General features: G+C 42.1%; 24 protein-coding genes. 9 read left to right on the forward strand and 15 right to left on the reverse strand.

Features of this window, described 5'->3' with window-relative positions; translation table 11 throughout:
- Nucleotides 1-64: 64 nt before the first annotated feature.
- The 13 genes from ACQ93I_RS07625 to ACQ93I_RS07685 form a co-directional block, all read right to left on the reverse strand.
- Complete coding sequence (locus ACQ93I_RS07625) at nucleotides 65-796, reverse strand: hypothetical protein (RefSeq protein WP_431697927.1); 732 nt, start codon at nucleotides 794-796, stop codon at nucleotides 65-67.
- Nucleotides 797-856: 60 nt separating this feature from the next.
- On the reverse strand, nucleotides 857-1,459 hold the full coding sequence (locus tag ACQ93I_RS07630; RefSeq protein WP_431697928.1) for a 4'-phosphopantetheinyl transferase family protein: 603 nt from the start codon (nucleotides 1,457-1,459) through the stop codon (nucleotides 857-859).
- A complete protein-coding gene (locus ACQ93I_RS07635; protein WP_266068254.1) occupies nucleotides 1,456-1,710 on the reverse strand; it encodes an acyl carrier protein in 255 nt (84 codons plus the stop codon). The genes ACQ93I_RS07630 and ACQ93I_RS07635 overlap by 4 nt, the downstream gene beginning before the upstream one ends.
- A 77-nt stretch (nucleotides 1,711-1,787) precedes the next feature.
- Nucleotides 1,788-3,059, reverse strand: coding sequence for a beta-ketoacyl-[acyl-carrier-protein] synthase family protein (locus tag ACQ93I_RS07640; protein ID WP_431697929.1), 1,272 nt, complete (start codon nucleotides 3,057-3,059; stop codon nucleotides 1,788-1,790).
- Complete coding sequence (locus ACQ93I_RS07645) at nucleotides 3,056-3,490, reverse strand: 3-hydroxyacyl-ACP dehydratase FabZ family protein (RefSeq protein WP_431697930.1); 435 nt, start codon at nucleotides 3,488-3,490, stop codon at nucleotides 3,056-3,058. The genes ACQ93I_RS07640 and ACQ93I_RS07645 overlap by 4 nt, the downstream gene beginning before the upstream one ends.
- A gap of 51 nt (nucleotides 3,491-3,541) precedes the next feature.
- Complete coding sequence (locus ACQ93I_RS07650; RefSeq protein WP_431697931.1) at nucleotides 3,542-4,336, reverse strand: enoyl-ACP reductase FabI; 795 nt, start codon at nucleotides 4,334-4,336, stop codon at nucleotides 3,542-3,544.
- Nucleotides 4,330-5,382: a type III polyketide synthase gene (locus ACQ93I_RS07655; protein ID WP_431697932.1), complete on the reverse strand. Its 1,053-nt coding sequence runs from the start codon at nucleotides 5,380-5,382 to the stop codon at nucleotides 4,330-4,332. The genes ACQ93I_RS07650 and ACQ93I_RS07655 overlap by 7 nt, the downstream gene beginning before the upstream one ends.
- Before the next feature lie 3 nt (nucleotides 5,383-5,385).
- A complete protein-coding gene (locus tag ACQ93I_RS07660; protein ID WP_431697933.1) occupies nucleotides 5,386-6,099 on the reverse strand; it encodes a methyltransferase domain-containing protein in 714 nt (237 codons plus the stop codon).
- Nucleotides 6,099-7,214 carry an NAD(P)/FAD-dependent oxidoreductase gene (locus ACQ93I_RS07665; RefSeq protein ID WP_345598608.1) on the reverse strand — a complete coding sequence of 372 codons (1,116 nt, stop codon included), beginning with the start codon at nucleotides 7,212-7,214 and terminating at the stop codon, nucleotides 6,099-6,101. Before ACQ93I_RS07665 ends, ACQ93I_RS07660 begins: the two co-directional genes overlap by 1 nt.
- Before the next feature lie 66 nt (nucleotides 7,215-7,280).
- Nucleotides 7,281-7,976 carry an OmpA family protein gene (locus tag ACQ93I_RS07670; protein ID WP_266068261.1) on the reverse strand — a complete coding sequence of 232 codons (696 nt, stop codon included), beginning with the start codon at nucleotides 7,974-7,976 and terminating at the stop codon, nucleotides 7,281-7,283.
- Between the two features lie 11 nt (nucleotides 7,977-7,987).
- Nucleotides 7,988-8,464: a lipocalin family protein gene (locus ACQ93I_RS07675; RefSeq protein WP_431697935.1), complete on the reverse strand. Its 477-nt coding sequence runs from the start codon at nucleotides 8,462-8,464 to the stop codon at nucleotides 7,988-7,990.
- A gap of 80 nt (nucleotides 8,465-8,544) precedes the next feature.
- Nucleotides 8,545-8,706: a DUF1328 family protein gene (locus ACQ93I_RS07680; protein ID WP_029033028.1), complete on the reverse strand. Its 162-nt coding sequence runs from the start codon at nucleotides 8,704-8,706 to the stop codon at nucleotides 8,545-8,547.
- A gap of 129 nt (nucleotides 8,707-8,835) precedes the next feature.
- Nucleotides 8,836-10,845 carry an alpha-ketoacid dehydrogenase subunit alpha/beta gene (locus ACQ93I_RS07685; protein WP_431697936.1) on the reverse strand — a complete coding sequence of 670 codons (2,010 nt, stop codon included), beginning with the start codon at nucleotides 10,843-10,845 and terminating at the stop codon, nucleotides 8,836-8,838.
- A gap of 127 nt (nucleotides 10,846-10,972) precedes the next feature.
- Here ACQ93I_RS07685 and ACQ93I_RS07690 point away from each other — a divergent pair, with 127 nt between their 5' ends.
- The 7 genes from ACQ93I_RS07690 to ACQ93I_RS07720 all read left to right on the forward strand — a co-directional run bounded on the left by ACQ93I_RS07690 (nucleotide 10,973) and on the right by ACQ93I_RS07720 (nucleotide 17,714).
- The gene (locus ACQ93I_RS07690) at nucleotides 10,973-11,920 is read left to right on the forward strand and encodes an isopenicillin N synthase family dioxygenase (protein WP_431698119.1); all 948 of its coding nucleotides are present in this window, start codon (nucleotides 10,973-10,975) and stop codon (nucleotides 11,918-11,920) included.
- 5 nt (nucleotides 11,921-11,925) lie between these two features.
- Nucleotides 11,926-12,279 (forward strand): translation initiation factor, encoded by a 354-nt coding sequence (locus tag ACQ93I_RS07695; protein ID WP_266068265.1) that lies wholly within the window; start codon nucleotides 11,926-11,928, stop codon nucleotides 12,277-12,279.
- Nucleotides 12,280-12,288: 9 nt separating this feature from the next.
- Nucleotides 12,289-13,224 carry a DUF1835 domain-containing protein gene (locus tag ACQ93I_RS07700; protein ID WP_431697938.1) on the forward strand — a complete coding sequence of 312 codons (936 nt, stop codon included), beginning with the start codon at nucleotides 12,289-12,291 and terminating at the stop codon, nucleotides 13,222-13,224.
- Nucleotide 13,225: 1 nt separating this feature from the next.
- The gene (locus ACQ93I_RS07705) at nucleotides 13,226-14,101 is read left to right on the forward strand and encodes a nucleoside phosphorylase (RefSeq protein ID WP_431697940.1); all 876 of its coding nucleotides are present in this window, start codon (nucleotides 13,226-13,228) and stop codon (nucleotides 14,099-14,101) included.
- Nucleotides 14,102-14,167: 66 nt separating this feature from the next.
- On the forward strand, nucleotides 14,168-16,219 hold the full coding sequence (gene ppk1 / locus ACQ93I_RS07710; RefSeq protein ID WP_431697941.1) for a polyphosphate kinase 1: 2,052 nt from the start codon (nucleotides 14,168-14,170) through the stop codon (nucleotides 16,217-16,219).
- On the forward strand, nucleotides 16,216-17,064 hold the full coding sequence (locus ACQ93I_RS07715) for a substrate-binding domain-containing protein (RefSeq protein WP_431697942.1): 849 nt from the start codon (nucleotides 16,216-16,218) through the stop codon (nucleotides 17,062-17,064). Before ppk1 ends, ACQ93I_RS07715 begins: the two co-directional genes overlap by 4 nt.
- A 5-nt stretch (nucleotides 17,065-17,069) precedes the next feature.
- Complete coding sequence (locus ACQ93I_RS07720; protein WP_431697943.1) at nucleotides 17,070-17,714, forward strand: hypothetical protein; 645 nt, start codon at nucleotides 17,070-17,072, stop codon at nucleotides 17,712-17,714.
- On the opposite strand, the gene ACQ93I_RS07725 is transcribed toward ACQ93I_RS07720, so the two are convergent.
- Nucleotides 17,715-18,380 carry a uracil-DNA glycosylase gene (locus tag ACQ93I_RS07725; protein ID WP_266068271.1) on the reverse strand — a complete coding sequence of 222 codons (666 nt, stop codon included), beginning with the start codon at nucleotides 18,378-18,380 and terminating at the stop codon, nucleotides 17,715-17,717. It abuts the gene before it with no gap.
- A 44-nt stretch (nucleotides 18,381-18,424) separates the two neighbouring features.
- Between ACQ93I_RS07725 and ACQ93I_RS07730 the strand changes: the two genes are divergently transcribed.
- Together ACQ93I_RS07730 and ACQ93I_RS07735 are read left to right on the forward strand one after the other, a co-directional pair.
- On the forward strand, nucleotides 18,425-20,596 hold the full coding sequence (locus ACQ93I_RS07730; protein WP_431697945.1) for an endonuclease MutS2: 2,172 nt from the start codon (nucleotides 18,425-18,427) through the stop codon (nucleotides 20,594-20,596).
- Between the two features lie 13 nt (nucleotides 20,597-20,609).
- Nucleotides 20,610-21,023, forward strand: coding sequence for a thiol-disulfide oxidoreductase DCC family protein (locus ACQ93I_RS07735; protein WP_431697946.1), 414 nt, complete (start codon nucleotides 20,610-20,612; stop codon nucleotides 21,021-21,023).
- A 172-nt stretch (nucleotides 21,024-21,195) separates the two neighbouring features.
- Here the strand turns inward: ACQ93I_RS07735 and ACQ93I_RS07740 are convergent, their stop codons facing one another.
- Nucleotides 21,196-22,350: a flavohemoglobin expression-modulating QEGLA motif protein gene (locus tag ACQ93I_RS07740; RefSeq protein WP_431697948.1), complete on the reverse strand. Its 1,155-nt coding sequence runs from the start codon at nucleotides 22,348-22,350 to the stop codon at nucleotides 21,196-21,198.
- Nucleotides 22,351-22,450: the final 100 nt, after the last annotated feature.

The raw sequence follows: 22,450 nt of genomic DNA on the forward strand, positions 1-22,450 counted from the left end.
AAAAACCGCCACAAGGCTTTTGCAAAAGACCCGTGGCGGCAACTATATTATTATGTGCTGTTTCCTAGAGGTTTGGATTATTTCCGCCTTCCCCGGTATTTCCCAATTTCACGATCAGGTCTTTTTGCTGCCCTTCAGAAAGATTGAATTTTGGTTTTCCTTTGTAAGGAAAGAAGTATCTGAATTCTTTCATGTAAGTCCTCCAGGTCTCGCCCATGCCACGATTCTTGTTCTCACTACCTGTATCGGCTCTCTTAATATCATCACCTTCGGCGTCATAAGGAGTAGCTTCAACAGTATTTCCGGCGAAGATCATTCCTTCATTAATTTCAGAATAGATCACCGCTGTTTCCCCGGTTTTTGAAGGGAAATCTGTAAGTTTTATCGAGAAGTGCTTAAAAATATCATTTTTGGAGTTGATATCGCGCACATTGAAATCCAGGTTTGCATTATTAACCGGATGGCTAAAAATAGGTGCACCCCCTGCATCTTCAGAAATTTCTTTAAGCGGCGCATAAGTTTTTTGCAGCGCATCTTTATGGGTCACAAGGATCCCTTTGATCTTATAACCTTCTTCTACCAGGTGTTTGATCCCTTCTTTGGCTCCCTGCGCCGTAGTATCTATAAGGAGCATATCCTGCCTGTTCAAATGCCTTATAGCGTACCCCTGGGCACCATTTTCCATTTTAATAATAAAAGTGTCGGGAATCATTTTATGAAATTTTCCCGCTTCAGCTTGTTGAATAAATTCGGCCGACTGGCTGCTAATAACTTCCTTCTTATCTACACTCTTCATTTAGTTCTGGTTTTTGTATTCAATTAAAGATACAACTGCACCCAAAATCGTCCAAAGCCCTTAAGAGTGTTTAACTGTGGTTTCACAGTTAATTAACGACAGGCTGTAAGCGTAGAATCTGCCGTGCCCGCTCAATGAAAAACGGTTAAAGAAGAAACCGTCATTACCTGTCAAAAAAGGCATTCCAAAGCGGTCTTTTTCTAGCTGAATTTCCCAATTTTGGAGGGCAAACTCTTCTGAAATTCTTTTTTTAAGCTGCTCTTTTACTTCGGAAGAAGAGGCCTCAAAAATGCCATCTTTGACACCTGAACCTCTATTTTTTTCTGCGGAAGTTAGGATGTAATCTGAAGTTATTTCTGAAGTAGTGTGGTAAGTATGGTTTTCAATTTCCACTTCGCCTGAAGCAGTTTCTAAAGTGAGGACACTAACTTTACATTTTTGGGCCAGCCAGTTAAGGCGGCGCGGTAAATCATGCTCCCGTTGATGAGCTTTATACGCCGCTTCTTTCATGCTCCATAAAAGCCACACCATTGTATCGGGATTTACTGAGGTGTGAATAAGCTCCTGCTCTGCTGCTGAAAAGGCCTTGTTCAAAAACCCTTTCCGGCGCCAGTTACTTTGCCGCGGCGCCAGTTCCAGGTCTACCACATCATTCCCTATCACTGTTCCCGCTGTTTGGTTTTGATGATCTCTACAGCATCATTCACTGTGAGCATATTGTCCATAGAATCATTGTCAATGGCGATATTGAATTCATCTTCCACATCAAGCACTATATCTACAAGATTAGCCGAATTGATCTCCAGGTCTTTAATAAAATCTGTATCCCGCCCAAAATCCTGAAACGCCAAATCATTCTGTACATAAGGTTTCACAATCTTTTTAAGACAGTAAATTATTTCTTTTGTTTCCATTTTATATGGTTCAAGGTTTTTGTTCACTTTAGACCTCACAGGTTTTGGAAACCTGTGAGGTCTTTAAATCACGATTTTCATCTGAATTTACTAAAAATTGCCACGGCATTCACATCTCCAAACCCGAAACTTGCCTTCGCCACGAGATTTACCTCTCTAAAAAAGGATTTTTCCGGAACTTTTTCCCGGCTGGCGATCTCTTCGATTTCCGGATGCAGGTCTTCAGAGTTTTGATTTCCGAAGATAAAATCTTCAGAGATCTGGAGAATACTCGCTACACTTTCTACACTTCCGGCAGCGCTAAGGCAATGTCCTGTCAGGCTTTTTAAACTATTGATATACGGGAAATCTTTTGCTTTCAGCTCCAGGGCTTCTTTCCAGTTGGAAATTTCTGTGGGATCCATGGAGGTTGCGGTGAGATGACCGTTAATTACATCGATCTCATCTGGCCGAACTCCCGAGTCAAAAATGGCATTTTTAATACATCTTTTTACACCTTCAGAATTTGGGGCCGTCATAGAACCTTTATTCCTTTGTCCGCCACTGTTAATGTGTCCCCCAAGGATCTCGGCGTAGATTTTCGCCCCTCTTTCAATTGCAGATTCAAGATCTTCCACCACCAAAGCTCCCGCCCCACTTCCGGGTACAAAGCCCGCCGCCGACTCACTCATAGGTCGCGAACCCGCTTCGGGATTGTCATTGTATTTGTGCGGCAGGATCCTCATGGCATCAAAACCGCCCCAAATATATGGACCGCTGTCTCCACAACTTCCCGCCAAAATTTTCTTTGCTTTCCCCGTCCTAATTCTTTCAGCCGCCATTAAAATGGCTTCGGTTCCCGTGGTACAGGCCGAAGAGTTTGTAGTTACCTGGTTACCACAGGCCAGTTTGCTGTTAAGGTAAGCGCTAATCCCGCTGGCCATGGTTTGAATTACACTTGTGCTTCCAAGGCGGCGGGTATTTTTGTCGTCTATGAGATGGATAGCTTCACGAAATTTGTCTACTCCAAGGATCCCGGTTCCAAAAATGATCCCGTTGTCCCAGTCTGTTTCTACATCGGGACCTACCGGCAAGCCGGCGTCTTTCCAGGCATCGACCCCTGAGATCACACCGTATACAATTCCGCTACTGTTGAGTCCGCGGAGTTCCAGATCGGTAAAATACTGCTTCAGTATTTCCTCAGGAATTTCAGGTTTTCCTGCGATCTGGCACCTGAACTTCAACCTTTCGAGTTCAGGCTGAAAACGAATTCCGCTTTGACCATTTTTAAGCGCTTCAGAAAATGCGGCTAAGCCCACACCATTTGGTGCAGCCACGCCCATACCTGTAATTACGACTCTTCTGTTCATTCAGCTTTAATCATTCCTGAAATTTCCCCTCTGCATACGAGCTTTTCTTCAGCATTAAACATTTGTACTTTACACTTCAACTTATTAAACCTGAAGTAAATTTTTTCTGAAACTACAGCCACTTTTTCCCCGGGCAGCACCGGTAAAAAATAATCTATTGATGCATTTGATAAAGCCACACCAAAATTTTCCAAATCTTCATTCTTCAGCAGAAAAATTCCGAGGCAAACCACGCCAATTTGCGCCATACATTCTGTGAGAATTACTCCGGGCGTCACCGGATTATCTTTAAAATGTCCCCGGTAAAAATCAGCTTTTTCCTTAAAAGTATAGGTGCCTAAAATGCCATTTTCAGACACTTCTTTTAGTTCATCAACAAATAGAAAAGGTTCAGAATAAGGAAGTAAATTTATAAGATATTCAAAGTTCAAAATTCAAAGTTCAAGGTTAAAAACTGCAACTGACCACTGATCACTGCCAACTTACTTAAGGTGTTCCCCACCGTTTACCGGAATCACGGTCCCGGTGATCCAGCTGGCTTCATCTTTACTCAACAAATAAACTGCATTTGCCACGTCTCCCGGAGTGGTAAGCCGTTTGAAGGGATTTCTTTTTAGTGCATGTTGCCGCAGCGTTTCATAACCGGGAATTAACTCCAGGGAACGCGTGACCGTTACGCCCGCCTGTATACAGTTTGCGCGAATACCTTCCGGTGCAAATTCGAGGGCGATGCTTCGGGTTATAGCCTCCAAAGCCACTTTAGCCGCCGACACTGCCGCATAGTCTTTCCAGGCCTTGATGTTCCCTTCGCTGGTAAAAGATAGTATTCTTGCATCTTTTGCAAACAAACCGGCATCATAAATAAGCCTCGTCCAGTCATACAGGCTAATGGCCATGGCGTCTATGGTCTGTTGAAAATCGTCGTTCTTTAGCGTGGGTTCGTCGCCCAACATTGACTTCAGGTTTCCTTTAGAAATGCTGTGCAACATGGTGCGCACCTTCCCCGATTCCCCAAGAATTTCCTGCATTTCCTGCTTTATCTCCTCCCGCCTGTCTTTACGGGTGGCATCGCGGTTAAAGGAATGCAGCTGCACCCCGAGCTCCCGAATCTCATCAAAAGCCGATTTTATCTCGGGCAGGTCGTCCTTTCTATCCCGGTGCACCACCAGAATGTTCATACCGTGCCGGGACAGTTTTTTTGCCGAAGCAAAGCCAAGGCCGCTGCTTCCACCAAGTACGAGTGCCCAATAATTCTTTCCTTCAAATTCCTTTACCATTCTAAAAGTATTTTTTGAGCCGAAAATCCGGGGCCAAAGCTTAGCATAAGCCCCTGCTCCCCTTTTTCTGTCGGCCGGTTTAAAAATCTTTCCAGGACATATAAAACAGTTGCGCTGCTCATATTGCCGTATAGCCGCAACACTTCCTTGGTATCGTCTATATTCTTACCTAATTTACCAAAAAGTTCTTCAACCGTCTGCACAATTTTTTTTCCGCCGGGATGAAAAATCAGGTGATCTATTTTTTCAATAGAAGAATTGTGCTTTTCAAGAAAAGGATGAATGATCTCAGGAAAATGATCGGCGATGGTTTGAGGCACAGCCGGGTCGAGCACCATCTTGAGTCCGGGGTCGGTGAGGTCAAAACCCATCAGGTGAGTAGCATCAAAGAAATGGTACATGTCTTCCCCTACTATCCTGGGACCTTTCGTATCTTCTTCCGAAGACATTAACACGCAGGCAGCGCCGTCACCAAAGATCGCAGCACTCACCATATTGGCCATCGAAAAATCTTCAAGCTGAAAAGTAGCCGTAGGGCTTTCAACTGCAATCACTGCAGCTCTTTTCCCCGGGTTGGCTTTCAAAAAATTGTTAGCGTAGATCATTCCCGAAATCCCGGCGGCACACCCCATTTCGGTCACCGGTAATCTTGTAATGTCCTGCTTCATTTGCAGTTCATTGATAAGAAAAGCGTCTAAAGAAGGGATCATGATCCCGGTACAACTCACGGTGATGATAAAGTCGACAGAATTGGCTTCCCAACCGGCTTGTTTCAGCCCCTTTTTTAGCACAGCAGATCCCAGCTTTTTTACCTCCCTGCTGTAAATACGGTTCTTATCTTCAAAAGAAGTCGCCGTAAAAACCTCCGACGGTTCCATTATTGAATATCGCTTGTCTACAGCAGCACCTTCAAAGATCTTGATCACTTTTCTCCTGTATCTTTCCTCCTGCCCATCAAGCCAGGTCTCCACAAAAGGAATTACCTCTGTGGTCTCACGCGAGTAAGGTGGAAGTTGTTTTGCTACTGTCGCTATTCTAACACTCATTCTTTATGATGATTTATATATGATCCATTGATATCTAAAAGCCCATTTTTCGTTGATCTCCTGCCTACTCACCGCCAGGTCTTTTGCAAATGCCTGCAGCTCTTCTTTTTTGAAACTTCTCAAAATAGAGGTGAGCCCATCTTTGCGGTTGATCTCCCTTATTCCAAAAGCCTTACAAAACGCCTGAAAAAGGTAGTATGCTTTTCTGCTTCTTTTAAGATCATTAATAACTATTCCCAGCCCGGCTTTTTGAGTAAAAACCTTCATTAATTCCCTTATTTCATCATTTGAAAAATGATGCAGTGTCAAGGTACACAAAATTATGTCTGCTTCCTGCCGCGCAAATTCTTCCGAAAAAGCATCCATTCCTTTAAAAGAGACTTCAGGATAAGCAGCTAAATTTTTCTCTGCAATCTCCATAGCGTTCTTGTTCGCATCAATTCCCAGCAGTTCAAATTTTTGCCCGGTCTTTCGCCCATACTTTGCTACTTCTTTAAGAATGCTGCCGTTACCACAGCCCACATCAATGATCTTTACCGGTTTTGTGTAAGAGCAACTCTTAAGAAGTTTCTCCACCCCTTTTACCGTAATTTTATTGCCGCCTAACCACTGGTTCACAGTGTCGAGGTCTTGCAGGGTCTTTTCCAGTTCTTCCCCCTGCATCTCAAGATCATCCATGATCTCTTTTTGGCTGGATCTTTCTTTGGTGTTCACCATTACGCTATAGGTTCTCCATGTGTTTGTTTTATGATTTTGGGCAAAAGGAACGGAGCTCTAGAAATTAAAGCCTGAGAAATTTCTGCCAGGTTTTCTCTTAACAGCACCTTTTGAAGCAGCGATGCGGTTTTAAATCTCCTGCTGAATATTTTTTCCCACCGCTGTTTGTAAGCAGTTTCCATTTCCTGCCGATGGCTTCGAGTATCAATATGTTTTATAAATTCTTCGGAAGCTATTTTGGCGCTGTGGATCGCTATGGCCATTCCATTACCGCATAATGGATGTATAAGCCCTGCGGCATCTCCCAGCATAAGTACGTGATCTTTCACTGCTTCTTTTTTGCTGAAGGAGATCTGTGCGATAGTGAGCGGTTTCTCAAATACCGGAACAGCTTCGGCTAAAAACCTATCTAAAAAGGGGTTTTTCCGAAGTACTTTTTCATTGAATTTATCCGGATCTTTGTAATTTTTAAAGCTCTCATAGGTGGCGAGATAACACATATTGATATTTCCATTCTCGGTTCGGGAGAGTCCGCAGTAACCGCCTTTAAAGTTGTGCAAACCTACCAGGTCATCAGGAAAATCCTTCAGCCGATAGTGATTTTTGACTGCGACCCAAGGTGCGGATTCTTTAAAAAAATTCCGTTCCAGGTTCTTATCAAGCAGCGATCTTTTTCCGAAGCTGCCAAAAACATAATCTGCAGTATATTCAGCTTTTGAAGAAACTACCCGAAACTTACCTTCCAAAAATGTCATTTCCAGCACCTTTTCCTGGAGAACTTCCACGCCGTTGGCTTTAGCTGTTTCAAAAAGCAGGTTATCAAGGGCGTAGCGGCTCACGCCAAGCGCACCCATAGGTAAATCAACGTCCATAGCCTTTCCGGAAGGCGTGCTGTAACGCAACCTGTCTATTTTTTTCGGATTTAGATCCCTCCACGGGATTTTTAGCTCATCAAAATAAGGAATCACCTCGCGGGACAGATATTCCCCACACACTTTATGGCGCGGAAAAGTATCTTTCTCAAAAAGAGTGATTTTTTGCCCTTTTTGAGCCAGGTGAATGGTGGCAGTTAAACCTGCGAGTCCGCCCCCTGCGATGATGATTCGGTTGCTCATTTTTCAGATAATATTTGATATAAAAAAACCCGGAAAAACCGGGTTTTTTTACTTTGAACCGGACTCTTAATTACCGGCCTGTCTTCTTGCTTCTTCTTTAAGCTCTTCGTTGGCAACGATTGCAAGCTCAACTCTACGGTTCTTTGAACGTCCTTCTACAGTAGAATTGTCGTACTTAGGTTGAGACTCACCATACCATTTGGTGTCGATCCTTCCGCCAGAAATTCCCTGGCTGGTAAGGAAGTTTGTTACAGCCTGTGCCCTGTTCTTAGAAAGCGTAAGGTTGTAAGCATCGCTACCGGTACTGTCTGTGTGCCCTTCAACTAAAATATTTGTATCGGGGTATTCCTGCAGAATGTTGGCAAGCTTTTGAAGTGCCTCACGAGACTGTCCTTCAATAGCATATTTTTCTGTAGCAAAGTAAATACCGCTGGTTTCATCAAAGGTCACGTTAATACCTTCACCAACTCTTTCAACTTCAGCTCCGGGGATCTCCTGTTCAATTTCCTGAGCTTGTTTATCCATTCGGTTACCAATATAAGCTCCGGCAGCACCACCTACAACACCACCAATAATGGCGCCCAGTGCAGTATTACCGTCTCCTACATTATTACCCACAACCCCGCCAAGCACGGCACCACCTGTGGCACCTATAACGGTTCCTTTTTGTTTGTTATTGGCATTTCTTGTAGCATCACAACCCACGAACATGATAAGGGCAGCAAATAAAAAAGCAAATAATCTGTTTTGTCTCATTTTCATAGTATTCTCAATTATTTATTAAAGTTCATTTTAATTGTAAACGGTTTGCCTTCAAAAGACACTGTTTGTTCCCAGGTCATTTGATTGCCGGAAAGATGTGTTAGGTTGATCCTGTACCCACGGTTACCGGTCTCTGATTTATGATCGGAATTTGTAGGTTTAAACATGAGGTCGTAATTACCCATTTGGGCATTCGATCCATCTACAGACCAGATAAAGAATTCTGTTTCCGAAGGACAATTAAGCCCGGATACTACGTAAGAACCGGTATTGTTATTCGAAATAAAGTTCCATGTACTACCTTCAAGACATCTAGAAGGAATATCGTTTAAAAGGGAAACCTGTAAATCTTGCTCATTCCCAGGATATGTGATGCTGGTTAATTGCCAGTCTCCTCCAATAGTTGCCCTGGCCTCGTTTGCCACCTTACCTGAACCGCAAGAGACAAGAAAAGCCACACTTAAAATAAAAAAAACAATCTTTCTCATTCTTCTGTTTTTACTGAGTGAAAAAAAATCCAATGCCCCGGTTCTAAAACCTGGAAGACATTGGATAATACTGTCTACAATTACCTTCTAAAAAGTCTACTTATCAACGCGATCACAAGTAGTACAAGGAAGATGTAGAAGATGATCTGCGCAATATCGGCAGCTCCTTCTGCAATCCCTCCAAAACCAAAGATGGCAGCAATAATTGCAATGATTAAAAAGATAACGATTAATCGTATCATAATTTAAAGTTTTAGTGATTAGTTACTCTAAATTACGTTGAGACCTTGCGGCAGACAAAAGATTATTACTTATTTAACAAGTTTTTTGTAAAGAAATCCTAACAAATCCAGGTTCCCGCCAATTCTTTCTTAATACTTCAATAACTCCAGAATTTTCTCCTCAAATCTTTTTTTTGGAAGGTAGCCTTCTTCGAGAGCTTTTGAGAATGGTATTGGGGTTTCAAGGCTTCCTACCCGCATTACCGGCGCATCGAGAGCTTCAAAACACTCCTGGGCTATCATGGCTGCAATATCAGAACCTATTCCTCCGAAGACACTATCTTCCTGAAGGATAATTACTTTCCCTGTTTTCTTTACCGAAGAAAATATGGCTTCAGTATCCAGCGGCTGCAGGCTTCTTAAATCCAGAAGATCGGCATCTATATCGGGGTGAGCGTCGAGAGTCTCCAGCGCCCAATGCACCGCCGCGCCAAAGCTTATCACTGTTACATCCCGGCCCTCGCGCAGTAAAGCTGCTTTTCCAAAGGGTAAGGTATAGTAATCTTTAGGTACTTGCTGTCTTATGCTGCGATATAGCGCCTTGTGTTCAAAGAAAAGTACCGGATTGGGATCATTAAAAGCTGTGTTAAGTAATCCTTTTGCATCATAAGGGAACGCCGGATACACCACTTTTAACCCAGGAGTCTTGGTGAACCAGGCCTCATTCGTCTGACTGTGGAATGGGCCGGCTCCTACACCTGCACCACAAGGCATTCTAATCACCACATCGGCCTGCTGGTTCCAGCGGTAATGCACTTTTGCCAGGTAATTTACTACAGGATTGAACCCGGAACTCACAAAATCGGCGAACTGCATCTCCACCATCGCTTTCATTCCTTTTATAGAAAGACCCATTGCGGATTCTACTATCCCCGACTCACAAATAGGAGTGTTACGCACCCGTTCGGTCCCAAATTCTTCGAAGAAATTTTCGGTTATTTTAAAGACACCTCCATATTCAGCTATATCCTGCCCCATGAGCACGAGGTTTTCATGCCGCTGCATTGATTGCCTTAATCCCTGAGAAACAGCATCTATAAACCTAAGCTCCTCTGTTTCTTCGGAAGGTGTAAATTCTTCATAATCAAACTTTTGGCGCACATCATTTAACTCTTCAGTTTCATTGAAATCTATACCAGCTTCGGCATTTGCCTTTTTTAGATCTTCATCAATTTCCTGCTTGATTTCCGCTTTGTATTGGTTGTCAAGATCTTCAGAAAGAATTTTTTCAGCTAACAAAAATTCCCGGAAGTTATCTACAGGATCTTTTATTGCCCACTGCTCCATCAGGTCATTGGGAACATATTTTGTTCCGCTGGCTTCCTCATGCCCCCTCATTCTAAAGGTCTTGAACTCCAATAATACGGGGCGCGGATCTTTCCGCATACTTTCAGCCAACCGGGAAACCTTTCCGTAGACCTCTAAAATGTTGTTTCCGTCAATAATATGTGATTCCATACCATAACCCACAGCACGATCGGCAATATTCTCGCAATTATACTGCTGCGAAGTGGGAGTTGAAAGCCCATAGCCGTTATTTTCTACACAAAACATCACCGGCAGCTGCCATACCGAAGCAATATTTAGCGCTTCGTGAAAATCTCCTTCACTCGTACCACCTTCGCCTGTAAAAACTGCAGTGATTTTTTGCTCTTTTTGAAGCCTATGTGCAAGAGCGATGCCATCGGCAACCCCCAACTGAGGCCCCAAATGTGAGATCATACCCACAATTTTATATTCCTGCGTACCAAAGTGAAAACTGCGATCGCGTCCTTTGGTAAAACCCGAAGCTTTTCCCTGCCACTGGCCAAATAACCTGTACAACGGAATTTCTCTGGCCGTAAAAACCCCAAGGTTGCGATGCATGGGCAGGATGTATTCGTCTTTTTGAAGAGAAAGCGTGACTCCAATAGAGATAGCCTCCTGGCCTATCCCGCTAAACCATTTTGATATTTTACCCTGGCGTAAAAGCACCAGCATTTTCTCTTCGATGAGCCTGGGCTTAAGCAATTCCCTGTAAAAAGTGAGGAGCTGCTCGTCATTAAAATTTGTTCTGTCGAATTCTATATCAGGTTGAAATGAAGTTTCTTTAATTTTCATAATTAAGCATTGGTTCCTCAAATGTACTTAAAATAGGATTCGTTGTTATTAAGAAAAATTTAAAGCCCACGACACTCTTGGGATTTTATTTAACTTTGTGTGGTATCTAAAAAATGATCCTATGGAGATGAATAATATTCCCAGCGTTAATCTGGCCGACTTCCTGTCTGATGACCCAAAGAGAAAGCAAAAATTTGTAAATGAGATTGGTAAAGCTTACGAAGAAATAGGTTTTGTTGCTTTAAAAAACCATTTTTTGAGTGACAATCTTGTGGATGAGCTATATAAAGAAGTGAAGAATTTCTTTGCCCTTCCGCTTGAAACCAAACAGAAGTATGAAATTGAGGGGCTTGCCGGCCAGCGTGGATATATTTCCTTCGGAAAAGAGCACGCAAAAGGGAAGAAAGAGGGAGATCTTAAAGAATTCTGGCATTTTGGACAGGAGCCTTCAAAAGATGCAGATCTTACTGAAGAATATCCTGAAAACGTGCAGGTAGAAGAGCTGCCCGATTTTAACCACACCGGAATGGAAGCATACAGAATGCTGGAAAAAACGGGGATCTACGTGTTACGGGCTCTAGCATTATACATTGGCCTCGACGAATTTTATTTTGACCACTGGGCCAGCAACGGGAACAGCATTTTGAGACCCATTCACTACCCTCCTATCACCGAAGAGCCTAAAGGCGCAGTAAGAGCCGGAGCTCATGGAGACATCAACCTTATCACACTTTTAATGGGGGCTTCTACCGGAGGGCTTCAGGTGTTAAGAAAAGACGGGGAATGGATAGACGCTATTCCGCAGGAAGATGAGCTGGTCATTAACGTGGGAGATATGCTGGAGCGGCACACCAATAACAAACTGAGAAGTACGATACACCGGGTGGTGAATCCGCCAAAAGAGCAATGGAGCAATCCGCGGTATTCCATTCCATTCTTTATGCACCCTCGTAGTGAAATGCCATTAAATTGTCTTGAAGAGTGTATAGATGATGAACACCCAAAAGCTTACCCCCATATTACTGCCGGAGAATTCCTTCATCAACGGCTGGTAGAAATAGGACTCAAAAAATAGTTTTTATGGCTAAGAAAAAGATGGGGCTGGAAGACCTGGGAGGATTTGTTTTCTCTACAGATAAAGATTTTACTCCTGAAAGCCACAATGAAGAGCAGGAAGAAAGTTTAGCGCCACAAGATCAACTTCTCGAAGCCCATTATAGCTCTAAGGGGCGGGCAGGAAAGAAAGTGACCGTGGTAAAGGGGTATGTTGGCCCGCAAGAAGATCTCGATGCCCTGGGTAAAGACCTGAAAAAGAAATGCGGTGTGGGAGGCTCTGTTAAAGATGGTGAAATTATAATTCAGGGAGATGTTAGAGATAAAGTAATGTCTTACCTTAGAGAGCTTGGTTACAAAGTAAAGCGCATTGGAGGTTAAAGATATTTTATGGAGGAAAAGAAAATACTACATATTACCAACGGGGACGACCTTTCGGAACAAATTACCAATCTTGCAATTCCCGGAGATGTGATCACCTGGAGGGAAATGTTATGTGAAGGCCCTACAACGTTTGATGTGGGAGACGAAGAGTTTGTTTTGCGCAGAAAGACCTTTCTTCTTGAGAAGTACAATATTTCTGAAGAGCGGTACCAGGAGGAATTCCTGAGCGAACTGGCAAAACTGGCTGCCATCAATAGTTATGATGAAATAGTGCTGTGGTTTGAATTCGACCTCTTTTCACACATGAACATGCTTGCCCTCATTAGCTTCCTGCTTCAGAATAAGAAAAATGGACCTTTCTCCTTAGTTTGCAGCCGTAAACTGAAAGGCGAGGTAGAAATGACTGCCCTTTCGCAACTTTCAGACAAAAATCTCAACGAACATTATAAACATAGAATTCCACTTGAAAAGGCCGATATTCAAACCGCACAATTAATTTGGGAACTGTACTGCAGTAAAAACCCAAAACGGCTTATGTCAGAAATCAAGAAGACCACAAACTTTGAATATCTGTCAAGTTCTATAAGAGCCCATATTGAGCGCTTTCCTAATATAAATACGGGATTGAACACCCTGGAAATCAACGTTCTAAAACTCATAGAAGAACACGACATAAAATCGCAGCATCATCTTTTAGGCTATGCCCTTCAATATCAGGGTTATTACGGCTATGTAGATGTACAGATGCAGCGGATCCTTGAGAAGCTTAGCCCTTTCTATGAAACTTCAGCAGAAAAATTAAAACTGAATGAAGATGGCCTTAAAGCATTAAAAGGAACCAAAAATTATTACCAGAATCTAAAAGATGACGAATACTACGGCGGCGTAAGAAAGTACGACTTCCTTTACGACCCGGTTTCACACGATCTACTAAAATTATAACATGAATCATTTAGCAGCATCAGAATTAATTCTGAACAAAGACAACAGCATATATCACCTCAATTTAAAACCCGAACATCTTGCCGATACCGTTATTTTGGTAGGAGACCAAAACCGGGTAGATAAAATTACTAAGCACTTTGATAAGGTAGAAGTAGCCGTCAAAAAAAGAGAGTTCCACACCCAAACCGGAATTTATAAGGGTAAAAGAATATCGGTGATCTCCACAGGAATTGGTACAGACAATATTGATATTGTACTCAATGAACTTGATGCACTCGTTAATATTGACTTTGAGACCCGCGACATGAAAGCCGAAAAAACCAGCCTCAATATCATTCGAATTGGAACTTCGGGTTCTATTCAAAAAGACATTCCTGTAGATTCTATAGTAGTGAGCGAGATGGCCGTTGGTTTTGATAACCTTCTCCACTTTTACCAAAGTGATGAAGTACAACTTCAGGATTTCAATGAGGCCATAGAAGAGCATCTTGGCACTTATGAAAGAAACAGTAAACCTTATGTAGTGCCGGCCAATGCTTCACTGGTAGAGCAATTTATGAGCGAACAGGTATTTGCAGGTTTTACCGGTTCAAATTCCGGGTTTTATGCACCGCAGGGTCGTGTTCTCCGACTTCCTTTGAGAGATGACAACATGAAAGATAAACTGGCAACATTTAGCTTTAAAGGAAAAAAGATCACTAACCTGGAGATGGAAACTTCGGCTATTTTCGGACTTTCAGCAATGTTAGGTCATAAAGCTTTATCTCTTAATGCCATCATCGCGAACCGTGCAACCGGAAACTTTACCAAAGATGGTGCACAGGCAGTAGAGAACACCATAAAATATGCTCTGGACAGGATAGTATCAGCCTAATTTCATTTAACAGAATATTAAAAGCCATCGTACCTCATATTTGTATTTTTGAGGAAACCCCTCCGTATGTTAAAGCCTGAAGAGAAAATTAAAAGGCACCGCGATTTAAATTGGTTAAGTTTTAATGAAAGAGTGCTACAGGAAGCACAGGATAAAACTACACCTCTTTATGAGCGACTAAAGTTCCTGGCTATTTTCTCGATGAACCTTGATGAATATTTTCGGGTCCGCGTTTCCCAGCTTAGGCAAATGAAACGTGTGGAGAAAAGCATCAGGAAAAAGCTCGCCTTAAAACCTAATAAGACGGTAAAGGAAATCCTTAAAGAAGTAAGGGAGCAACAGGAAAAGTTTGGCAAGATCTATAGAGAAGAGATCATCCCCGAGTTGGAGACCGCAGGTATACACCTGGTTCACAGGGAAGACTACAATGAGCACCAGGAAGAATTTGCACACAGGTATTTTAAGAAAATACGAAAGTGCATCAATTCAACTACAACAAATTCTTATGGTGGTGAAGAGCTTTTCCTGGAGAATAACAGTCTCTACTTCATGGTGTGTTTTGGGGATAAATCTGAGTTTGGAGTTGTAAATATTCCGACAGATGAATGTGAAAGGTTTATCACTTTTTCTTCGGAAACAGAGGAGTACAAAATATCTTTTTTAGATGATATTGTAAAAGTAAATGTACCGAAGCTATTTCCTGATAAAGAAATTACCGGAATTTACGAGATCAAGCTTTCCCGGGATGCCGAGTTGTATATCGATGATGAAATAGACGGACTGCTGGCCGAGAAGATCTACGAATCTCTCCAACAACGCACCGATGGCCAACCCACCAGACTGCTTTACGACTCCCATATGCCGGAAGAAGATCAAAAAATACTTCGGAAGCGGCTTAAGCTTGGGAAAATTGACATGATGCCGGGTGGCAGATATCACAATTTCAGCGACTATTTTTCTTTCCCGGATCCCACGAATAATCCGGCCTTACATTTTGAAGAATGGCCCACTGTGAAACATTCGGTGCTGGAAACTGCAGAAAATTATTTTGAGGTTATTGCCAAAAAAGACCAGTCGGTTCATTTTCCTTACATGTCTTTTGAATATGTTGAACGCTTCATACAGCAAGCCGCTCATGACCCACAGGTAAAGGAAATAAAAATTTCCATTTACAGGATTGCCGATGAATCTGTAGTTACTTCTGCCCTTCTCTCGGCACTCAAAAATGGCAAAAAACTCACTGTCTTTATTGAGGCTAAAGCCAGGTTTGACGAGAAGAATAATATCGACTGGGGCAGGAAGTTTGAAGAAGAAGGAGCTAAAGTTATCTATAGTTATCCCAAAATTAAAGTACACTCCAAGATCCTGCTGGTTTCCAGGGAAGAGAATGGAGAATTAAAAGACTACGCATATATTGGTACAGGTAATTTTAACAGCAAGACCTCAAAAATTTACTGTGACCATGCAATATTTACCGCACATGAGAAGCTAACGAGCGAGCTCTCACGGGTTTTCATGGTACTTGAAGGGGAACTAATTATCCCACGTGCAAAACATCTTCTTATTTCGCCTTTTTCGACCAGGAAGTCTTTTGCGGACATGATCAATCGGGAAATTCAGAATAAAAAACTTGGCAAAAAAGCCGGGATCAAGGCTAAGATGAACAGTCTTGAAGATAAGGAGATCATCGACCTTTTATATGACGCCAGTGAGGCAGGTGTGGATATAAGACTGCTGGTTAGGGGCTTTACATGCCTGGTGCCCGGAGTTGAGAACCTTAGCGGCAACATCTATATGACCAGCATAATTGACCGCTTTTTAGAACACGGCCGCATTTACATCTTCGAAAATGATGGAAAAGAAGAACTCTTTTTTGGTAGTGCAGACTGGATGACACGAAACCTGGATCGCAGGATTGAAGTGATCGCCCCAATCTATGATGAAGATATCGCAAAGGAATTTAAAGATATTCTCGAAATACAATTCAAGGATAATGTAAAAGCGAGAATTCAGGATCCCACAGAAAAGAATAATTTTGTAGCGCCCAAACCGGGAGAAAAAGAAATAAGATCACAGTACGAAATATACAAGTACCTCAAAGAAAAACATGCCTCATGAGAAATATAAAAGTTGGAGGAGTGCCAGAACATTTCAACCTGCCATGGCACCTTTGTATTGATGATGGAACTTTTAATAACAACGGTCTCAATCTTAGCTGGCGCGATTTTCCCGACGGTACCGGGGCTATGTGCAAGGCTTTAAGAAATAAAGAGATTGATGTTGCCGTTATTCTTACTGAAGGTATTATCAAAGATATACTCAATGGTAATGAAGCCGTGATTGTACAGGAATATATCGCTTCTCCCCTTATCTGGGGGATCCACGTGGCAGCAGAATCTAATTTTGATTCCATTGAGCAATTAAAGGATCAAAAAGTAGCCATTAGCCGGTATGGATCGGGTTCTCACTTGATGGCCTATGTAAACGCCCGGAATTTGGGTTGGGATACCTCAAAACTTCAATTTGAAGTAGTGGGAGATATTAACGGAGCTATTAAAGCTTTACAGTATGGCAGCGCCGGTTACTTTATGTGGGAGCATTTTACCACAAAACCTCTGGTAGATGAAGGCATTTTCCGCAGAATAGGAGATTGTCCCACCCCCTGGTCCTGCTTTGTAATTGCTGTTAGAAAAGATGTGTTAGAGAATGATCAGGCCGGAATTCTCACCATGCTCAAGACGCTAAATGAGGTCACTAAAAAATTCAAGCAAATTCCAAAAGTAGAACTGGCACTGGCCAATAAATATGAGCAAAAGGTGGAAGATATTGAGCAGTGGCTAAAGATCACCACCTGGAGCCAAAAACAAATCTCTGTGTTTGAGATCCAGAAGGTACAGGAGCAGCTCCTGGAGCTAGATCTTATCCCAGAAGCTCAAGACAGTCACTACTTTTTACCCCATTAAACGATATGAAAAAGACAAATATTTTGACATTTTTGACACTCCTGCTTTTGGCTACACCTGTTGTTGCCCAGCAAGGAGCGTTTTCACAAGCATCAGGCGATATTGAAATAGATTCTGCAATTCAGGAGGAAAACATTTTCAAGAGAGATACTACCTATAGCGAAGTGCATTTAAACGTACTCAACTTATTGGTATTTGGTGCCCTTGATGTTGGATACGAGCGAATAATTAACGATCACGCCTCAGCCGGGGTAGAAATTTTCTCCAAGGTCTTTAATAAGAACGAAGGAGAGGACGTAGATCTTTCAAAAATTTACACCAAGGATTTCTCTATTACCGGAAAATTTAAATATTTCCTACAGGAAGAAAACACCGCCTGGGGTTATTATGCTGAAGCTTTTGGGATGTTTTCCAACGGAGATAATGAAGTGAAAAGAAAATTTCCAAATTCCGAAACAGGAGAGTTAGAAGAAAAGGAAGTATTTATTGAATATACCGATATCGCTATTGGAATAGGTGTAGGCGGAAAATTTGTTGCCAAACAGGGCTTTCTTGTTGATCTATCTTTTGGAATAGGCAGAAACCTGTTTGACAAAAATTCTCCCGATATCGTCCTGCTTCCCACGGTTAACGTAGGCTACAGGTTCTAGTTACCACGCAATGGGTTCTTTTCCAATTGAACGAAGGAATTCATTTGTCTTACTAAAATGCTTGTTTCCAAACCAATAGCCTCTATTCGCGGCTAATGGAGAAGGATGCCCGCTGGTAAGCACCAAATGTTTATTAGAATCAATTTTACGGCCTTTCTTTTGTGCCGGGCCACCCCACAGGAGAAATACAAGATTTTCCCGCTCATCTGACAAAGTTGAAATGACTGCATCTGTGAATTTTTCCCAACCTTTTCCCTGGTGAGAACCTGCCTGCCCTGCCCGCACAGTTAACGTGGCATTTAGCATTAATACCCCCTGCTCTGCCCAGTGCTTTAGGTTTCCATGTCCGGGCAAAGGTGTCCCTAAATCATCGCTAATTTCTTTAAAAATATTTACTAAAGAAGGTGGAACTTTGGTTTCTGGCTGAACAGAAAAACACAAACCATGAGCCTGCCCGTAACCGTGGTATGGATCTTGCCCTATAATTACCACTTTGGTTTCCTCAAAAGAGGAAAGTTCAAAGGCCTTGAATATGTTATCGGGATGAGGAAAACAGTCATTCGCCTCATATTCGGCAGATACAAATTCAAGCAGTTCCTTAAAATAAGGTTTTTCAAGCTCGTGATTTAACTTTTTTTTCCAATCTGGTGTGATGTCAAAGGTCATATTATTGGTTAAATTGCAGCTTCCCAAAAATAGGGAAATTTTCTATGATTAAAATTACAGCCAAGACTCTTCAGGACCTTGAATTTCCAACAATTTGCCAGCAGGTTAGTAGGTATACGGTCACAGGTCCCGGTAAGAATAAAGCTCTCGAAATAGCTCCTTTTTCAAGTTACAAAGAAACCATTTTTGCACTTCGAAAAACAAATGAATATGTGTCTTCGTACCAGCAGGAAAGTCGTATTCCCAATCATGGCTTTGATGCTATAGACCAGGAAATAAAATTCCTGGGCATTGAAGAGACCCGCCTGGAAGCATCGAGTTTCAGGAAGATAGGATCAATTTCAGAAACCTCAAATACTCTCATTCGGTTTTTTAAGAAATTTGAGCAGCTGTACCCCTGTCTTCATGAGACTGCTTCAGAAGTAGAGTATACTCCGCTCATCATTGAAAGAATCAATCAGGTGATTGATCGTTTTGGAGAGGTAAAAGATGACGCTTCTCCCCTGCTTCAGGAAACACGCAGAAAGATTGGGCATGTAAAAGGGCAAATTAACTCCAGCTTTGGGAGTGCTCTTACCCACTACAACAACCTGGGTTATCTTGATGACATACGCGAGACCGTAGTAGATAATATAAGAGTGCTTGCAGTTTCTGCCATGCACAGGCGAAAGGTTAAAGGCGGAATTTTAGGGAATTCTAAAACCGGTAGTATTGTATACATCCAGCCCGAAACTACCTATAACTACACCCGAGAGCTGAACAACCTGGAGTATGAAGAAAAGGAAGAAATAAAGAAGATCCTGAAGGAGCTGACAGGCTTTGTAAGACCTTATCGCAGTTTACTGATAGACTACCAGGAATTTCTCAGCAATATAGATGTCATTGCTGCCAAGGCGAAATACGGGATGGATATGAATGCCGTAATGCCCAAGATCTCCCGGGATCGTGAAATAGAATTGATAGATGCTTATCACCCGCTGCTTTTGCTCACCAACAGGAAGCAGAATAAAAAGACCTATCCTCAGACCATTGAGTTAAGCAGTGATAAACGCATCATCGTAATTTCCGGTCCCAATGCCGGTGGAAAAAGTATCACGCTCAAAACCATGGGGCTTTTACAGCTCATGGTGCAAAGTGGTTTGCTTATTCCGGTACACGAATACAGCAGGATGTGCTTTTTCGACAGAATACTGACAGATATTGGTGACAATCAAAGTATTGAAAACCACCTGAGCACCTATAGCTACCGCTTAAAGAACATGAATTACTTTCTGAAGAAAGTAGATGATAAGACGCTTTTCCTGATAGATGAATTTGGTACAGGAAGTGACCCGGAACTGGGAGGGGCTTTGGCTGAAACTTTCCTGGAGGTTTTCTATGAGAAAGAAGCTTTTGGAATTCTCACTACCCACTATGCCAACTTAAAGATGCTGGCCAATGAGCTGCCGCATGTTATTAATGCAAACATGCTGTTTGATGCGAGAACACTAGAACCGCTTTACAAGCTGCACATGGGGGAAGCTGGAAGCTCCTTCACCTTTGAGGTAGCCCAGAAGAACGGAATTCCCTACAGCCTTATCAACCGGTCAAAAAAGAAGGTAGAACGGGGAAAAATTAGGTTTGATAAAAGTATTGCCGACCTTCAGAAGGAACGATCAAAACTTTCGAAGACAACTACAGCCTTAAAGACCAAAGAACAAAAAACAGAATCTGAAAAGAAAAAGCTGGAAGAAACTAACGCCCGAATTCAACAGAAACTGGAGAATTTTCAGGAGTTGTACGACAGCAATCAGCGTTTAATTTATTTAGGTAACAAGATCAATGAACTGGGCGAAAAGTATTTTCAGAATAAAAAGAAAAAAGAGCTTATTGCTGAATTTCTGAAGATCATAGAAGTGGAAAATTCCAAGCGAAAAAAAGTTTCACCTAAAGAAAAAAAGGTGGAAAAAGCGAAAGAAAAGAAGGTGATGCAGGAAGCTGAAAAGAAGGTCGAAGAAATTAGAAAAAAGAAAAAAGAAAAGCAGGAAAAAGATATTAAAGAAGAAATTGCAAAGCCAAAACCGGTTTTAAAAGTAGGTGACAGAGTGCGTATGCAAGACGGAAAAGCCGTTGGAAGCATTGACAGTATTGAAAAAGGAAATGCTAAAGTGAACTATGGCATTTTCACTACTTCGGTTTCTGTAGACCAGTTGGAGCTTGTGCAACGAAAAAAATAGAAAAAGAAAAATTATGGTAAATTTCCCTGAAAACAAGAAGATCATCCTTTTTGATGGTGTTTGTAATCTTTGCAACAAAACGGTACAAACGATCATTAAGAATGATGTAAATCACGTATTTCGATTTGCACCCCTCCAAAGTGATGTGGGCCGTCAAATCATTAATGAAAAAGGAATAGATACAGAAAACCTGGATTCGGTGATCCTTATCGAACCCGGTGTGGCATATTATCACAAATCGACCGCCGCAATCGAGATCGCCCGACATTTAAAAGGATATTCCTGGCTAAAGTATTTTAAGTCTCTACCCGAAGGTCTTAGAGATGGCGTATATAGCTTTGTTGCCAATAACAGGTACAGCTGGTTTGGAAAGAAGGACACTTGTATGGTGCCCACCCCAGAGCTACAGGCTTTATTCCTGAAATAGACTTTAAAGATTCAAGGTAAAGTTCCACGTTCAAAGCTGAATAATGGACTTGGGCCGAAGCGTTGAGTACTATAATTTATTGCAGTACAAAATCCGGAAATGATCATTAGCCTGAAAAATGTAACCATATTCAGGCAAGTCAACTGATCACCGAGTACTGACCAGTGATCACTTATTTAAGGTTGCTTAGTAGGAATTTGAGCTTGTCATTGGTGTTCCTGTTCTCCTGAAAAGAATGAGGAAAGTGGGTGTTCTTTTTAGCCAGTTCTTTTTGCTGAAGCTTTTCGATGAGTTCGGCATCTTCAAGAGCCACCTTACCGGTAAGCAGTAGCCCCATGTCCTTTTCAGAAGCATAATAGTCATAGACCTTTTTAAGGCCGGGCAGGTATTGATAATCTTTGGTAAATCCGCCACCGCGGTGTGCTCTTAGGGAAATCAACCAGGAAGTTTCGCGGTCAAGCTTGTACTGGCTGTACAAGAGATCAAAGGTATCACTAAAGCTGTAGCCTTTTATGAGGCTATCGGCAGCAAGTACCCGGTAAGCCAGTTCCTTTACCCTTTTTAGACTTAGGCTGTCGCTCATATATTCGCTAAAAATTCCGAGTCCGGCCTGGGTAGGATGATTATTGGCGAAGCCGTGTGAAAAGATCCTCAGGGTTTGGTCTAATCCGTTAAAGGTAGTGAGCATGTTTACAGAGATCTCGTGATTTGAAAGAACTTTCAGGTCATTGTCACTGAATTTCCTGTTCTTCTTGACCACAAGTTCACCCGAATTTAATGCCATGGCTGCTCCCGTGATGCTATTACTCTGTCTTATCCGGAATTTAAAAGGATATCTTTCCCCAAAAGCCTGAAAATAAGCCTGTGCCTGATCGGCATTATAACGGGGCACCATTTCTTCGGCGTCTTCCTCTTTGTGAAAATGAAGGATGAATTTCGCATTTTTGACATCCTTCTCTGTGGGGGTTCCAAATACCCGCAGCGAATTGTAAAAGAACTTTTTTTCTTTACCCACGGTAGCAACACACTGCACCAAACCAGAATATTCATAAACGGCATCGTAGTAAAGTTTGTAAATATCTTCATCGGGAATGTCTTCCAGCCTTTGGCTGAATAATTGCCGTTGTAGCGTATAGGGATCAAACTTGAGTTTCCTGTATTTGAAAACCGGATCTTCTGAAAATTTGGAACCAAAAAAGCGCTTTTTTTCCTGCTCAATATTCAGCGGATTCAAATAATTGAGTACGTCTATCTCCCGAACAAGGCGGTCGAGATTCTGGTCAATTTGCAGAAGCGTTTTGTAGTAGCTGCGGGTTTTATCGGTCATTACTGAACAAATTCAGGTTAAAAATTAATCCCGCGCAAATACAAGAAATTCCTGTAAGCCTCGCAAGCTTTATGTGTGAAAAAATGACGAACTACAGGAT

Origin of the sequence: Salinimicrobium sp. WS361, from assembly GCF_050750585.1 — a bacterium.
GTDB lineage: Bacteria > Bacteroidota > Bacteroidia > Flavobacteriales > Flavobacteriaceae > Salinimicrobium.

What these genes read in the sequence shown, in the direction of transcription:
- ACQ93I_RS07715 (WP_431697942.1), top strand. Translation starts at nt 16,216, where the DNA reads ATGAGAAATATAAAAGTTGGAGGAGTGCCAGAACATTTCAACCTGCCA.
- ACQ93I_RS07735 (WP_431697946.1), top strand. Translation starts at nt 20,610, where the DNA reads ATGGTAAATTTCCCTGAAAACAAGAAGATCATCCTTTTTGATGGTGTT.
- ACQ93I_RS07655 (WP_431697932.1), bottom strand. Translation starts at nt 5,382, where the DNA reads ATGAGTGTTAGAATAGCGACAGTAGCAAAACAACTTCCACCTTACTCG.
- ACQ93I_RS07740 (WP_431697948.1), bottom strand. Translation starts at nt 22,350, where the DNA reads ATGACCGATAAAACCCGCAGCTACTACAAAACGCTTCTGCAAATTGAC.
- ACQ93I_RS07680 (WP_029033028.1), bottom strand. Translation starts at nt 8,706, where the DNA reads ATGATACGATTAATCGTTATCTTTTTAATCATTGCAATTATTGCTGCC.
- ACQ93I_RS07695 (WP_266068265.1), top strand. Translation starts at nt 11,926, where the DNA reads ATGGCTAAGAAAAAGATGGGGCTGGAAGACCTGGGAGGATTTGTTTTC.
- ppk1 (WP_431697941.1), top strand. Translation starts at nt 14,168, where the DNA reads ATGTTAAAGCCTGAAGAGAAAATTAAAAGGCACCGCGATTTAAATTGG.
- ACQ93I_RS07730 (WP_431697945.1), top strand. Translation starts at nt 18,425, where the DNA reads ATGATTAAAATTACAGCCAAGACTCTTCAGGACCTTGAATTTCCAACA.
- ACQ93I_RS07625 (WP_431697927.1), bottom strand. Translation starts at nt 796, where the DNA reads ATGAAGAGTGTAGATAAGAAGGAAGTTATTAGCAGCCAGTCGGCCGAA.
- ACQ93I_RS07665 (WP_345598608.1), bottom strand. Translation starts at nt 7,214, where the DNA reads ATGAGCAACCGAATCATCATCGCAGGGGGCGGACTCGCAGGTTTAACT.
- ACQ93I_RS07650 (WP_431697931.1), bottom strand. Translation starts at nt 4,336, where the DNA reads ATGGTAAAGGAATTTGAAGGAAAGAATTATTGGGCACTCGTACTTGGT.
- ACQ93I_RS07675 (WP_431697935.1), bottom strand. Translation starts at nt 8,464, where the DNA reads ATGAGAAAGATTGTTTTTTTTATTTTAAGTGTGGCTTTTCTTGTCTCT.
- ACQ93I_RS07725 (WP_266068271.1), bottom strand. Translation starts at nt 18,380, where the DNA reads ATGACCTTTGACATCACACCAGATTGGAAAAAAAAGTTAAATCACGAG.
- ACQ93I_RS07700 (WP_431697938.1), top strand. Translation starts at nt 12,289, where the DNA reads ATGGAGGAAAAGAAAATACTACATATTACCAACGGGGACGACCTTTCG.
- ACQ93I_RS07670 (WP_266068261.1), bottom strand. Translation starts at nt 7,976, where the DNA reads ATGAAAATGAGACAAAACAGATTATTTGCTTTTTTATTTGCTGCCCTT.
- ACQ93I_RS07635 (WP_266068254.1), bottom strand. Translation starts at nt 1,710, where the DNA reads ATGGAAACAAAAGAAATAATTTACTGTCTTAAAAAGATTGTGAAACCT.
- ACQ93I_RS07685 (WP_431697936.1), bottom strand. Translation starts at nt 10,845, where the DNA reads ATGAAAATTAAAGAAACTTCATTTCAACCTGATATAGAATTCGACAGA.
- ACQ93I_RS07690 (WP_431698119.1), top strand. Translation starts at nt 10,973, where the DNA reads ATGAATAATATTCCCAGCGTTAATCTGGCCGACTTCCTGTCTGATGAC.
- ACQ93I_RS07660 (WP_431697933.1), bottom strand. Translation starts at nt 6,099, where the DNA reads ATGGTGAACACCAAAGAAAGATCCAGCCAAAAAGAGATCATGGATGAT.
- ACQ93I_RS07720 (WP_431697943.1), top strand. Translation starts at nt 17,070, where the DNA reads ATGAAAAAGACAAATATTTTGACATTTTTGACACTCCTGCTTTTGGCT.
- ACQ93I_RS07640 (WP_431697929.1), bottom strand. Translation starts at nt 3,059, where the DNA reads ATGAACAGAAGAGTCGTAATTACAGGTATGGGCGTGGCTGCACCAAAT.
- ACQ93I_RS07705 (WP_431697940.1), top strand. Translation starts at nt 13,226, where the DNA reads ATGAATCATTTAGCAGCATCAGAATTAATTCTGAACAAAGACAACAGC.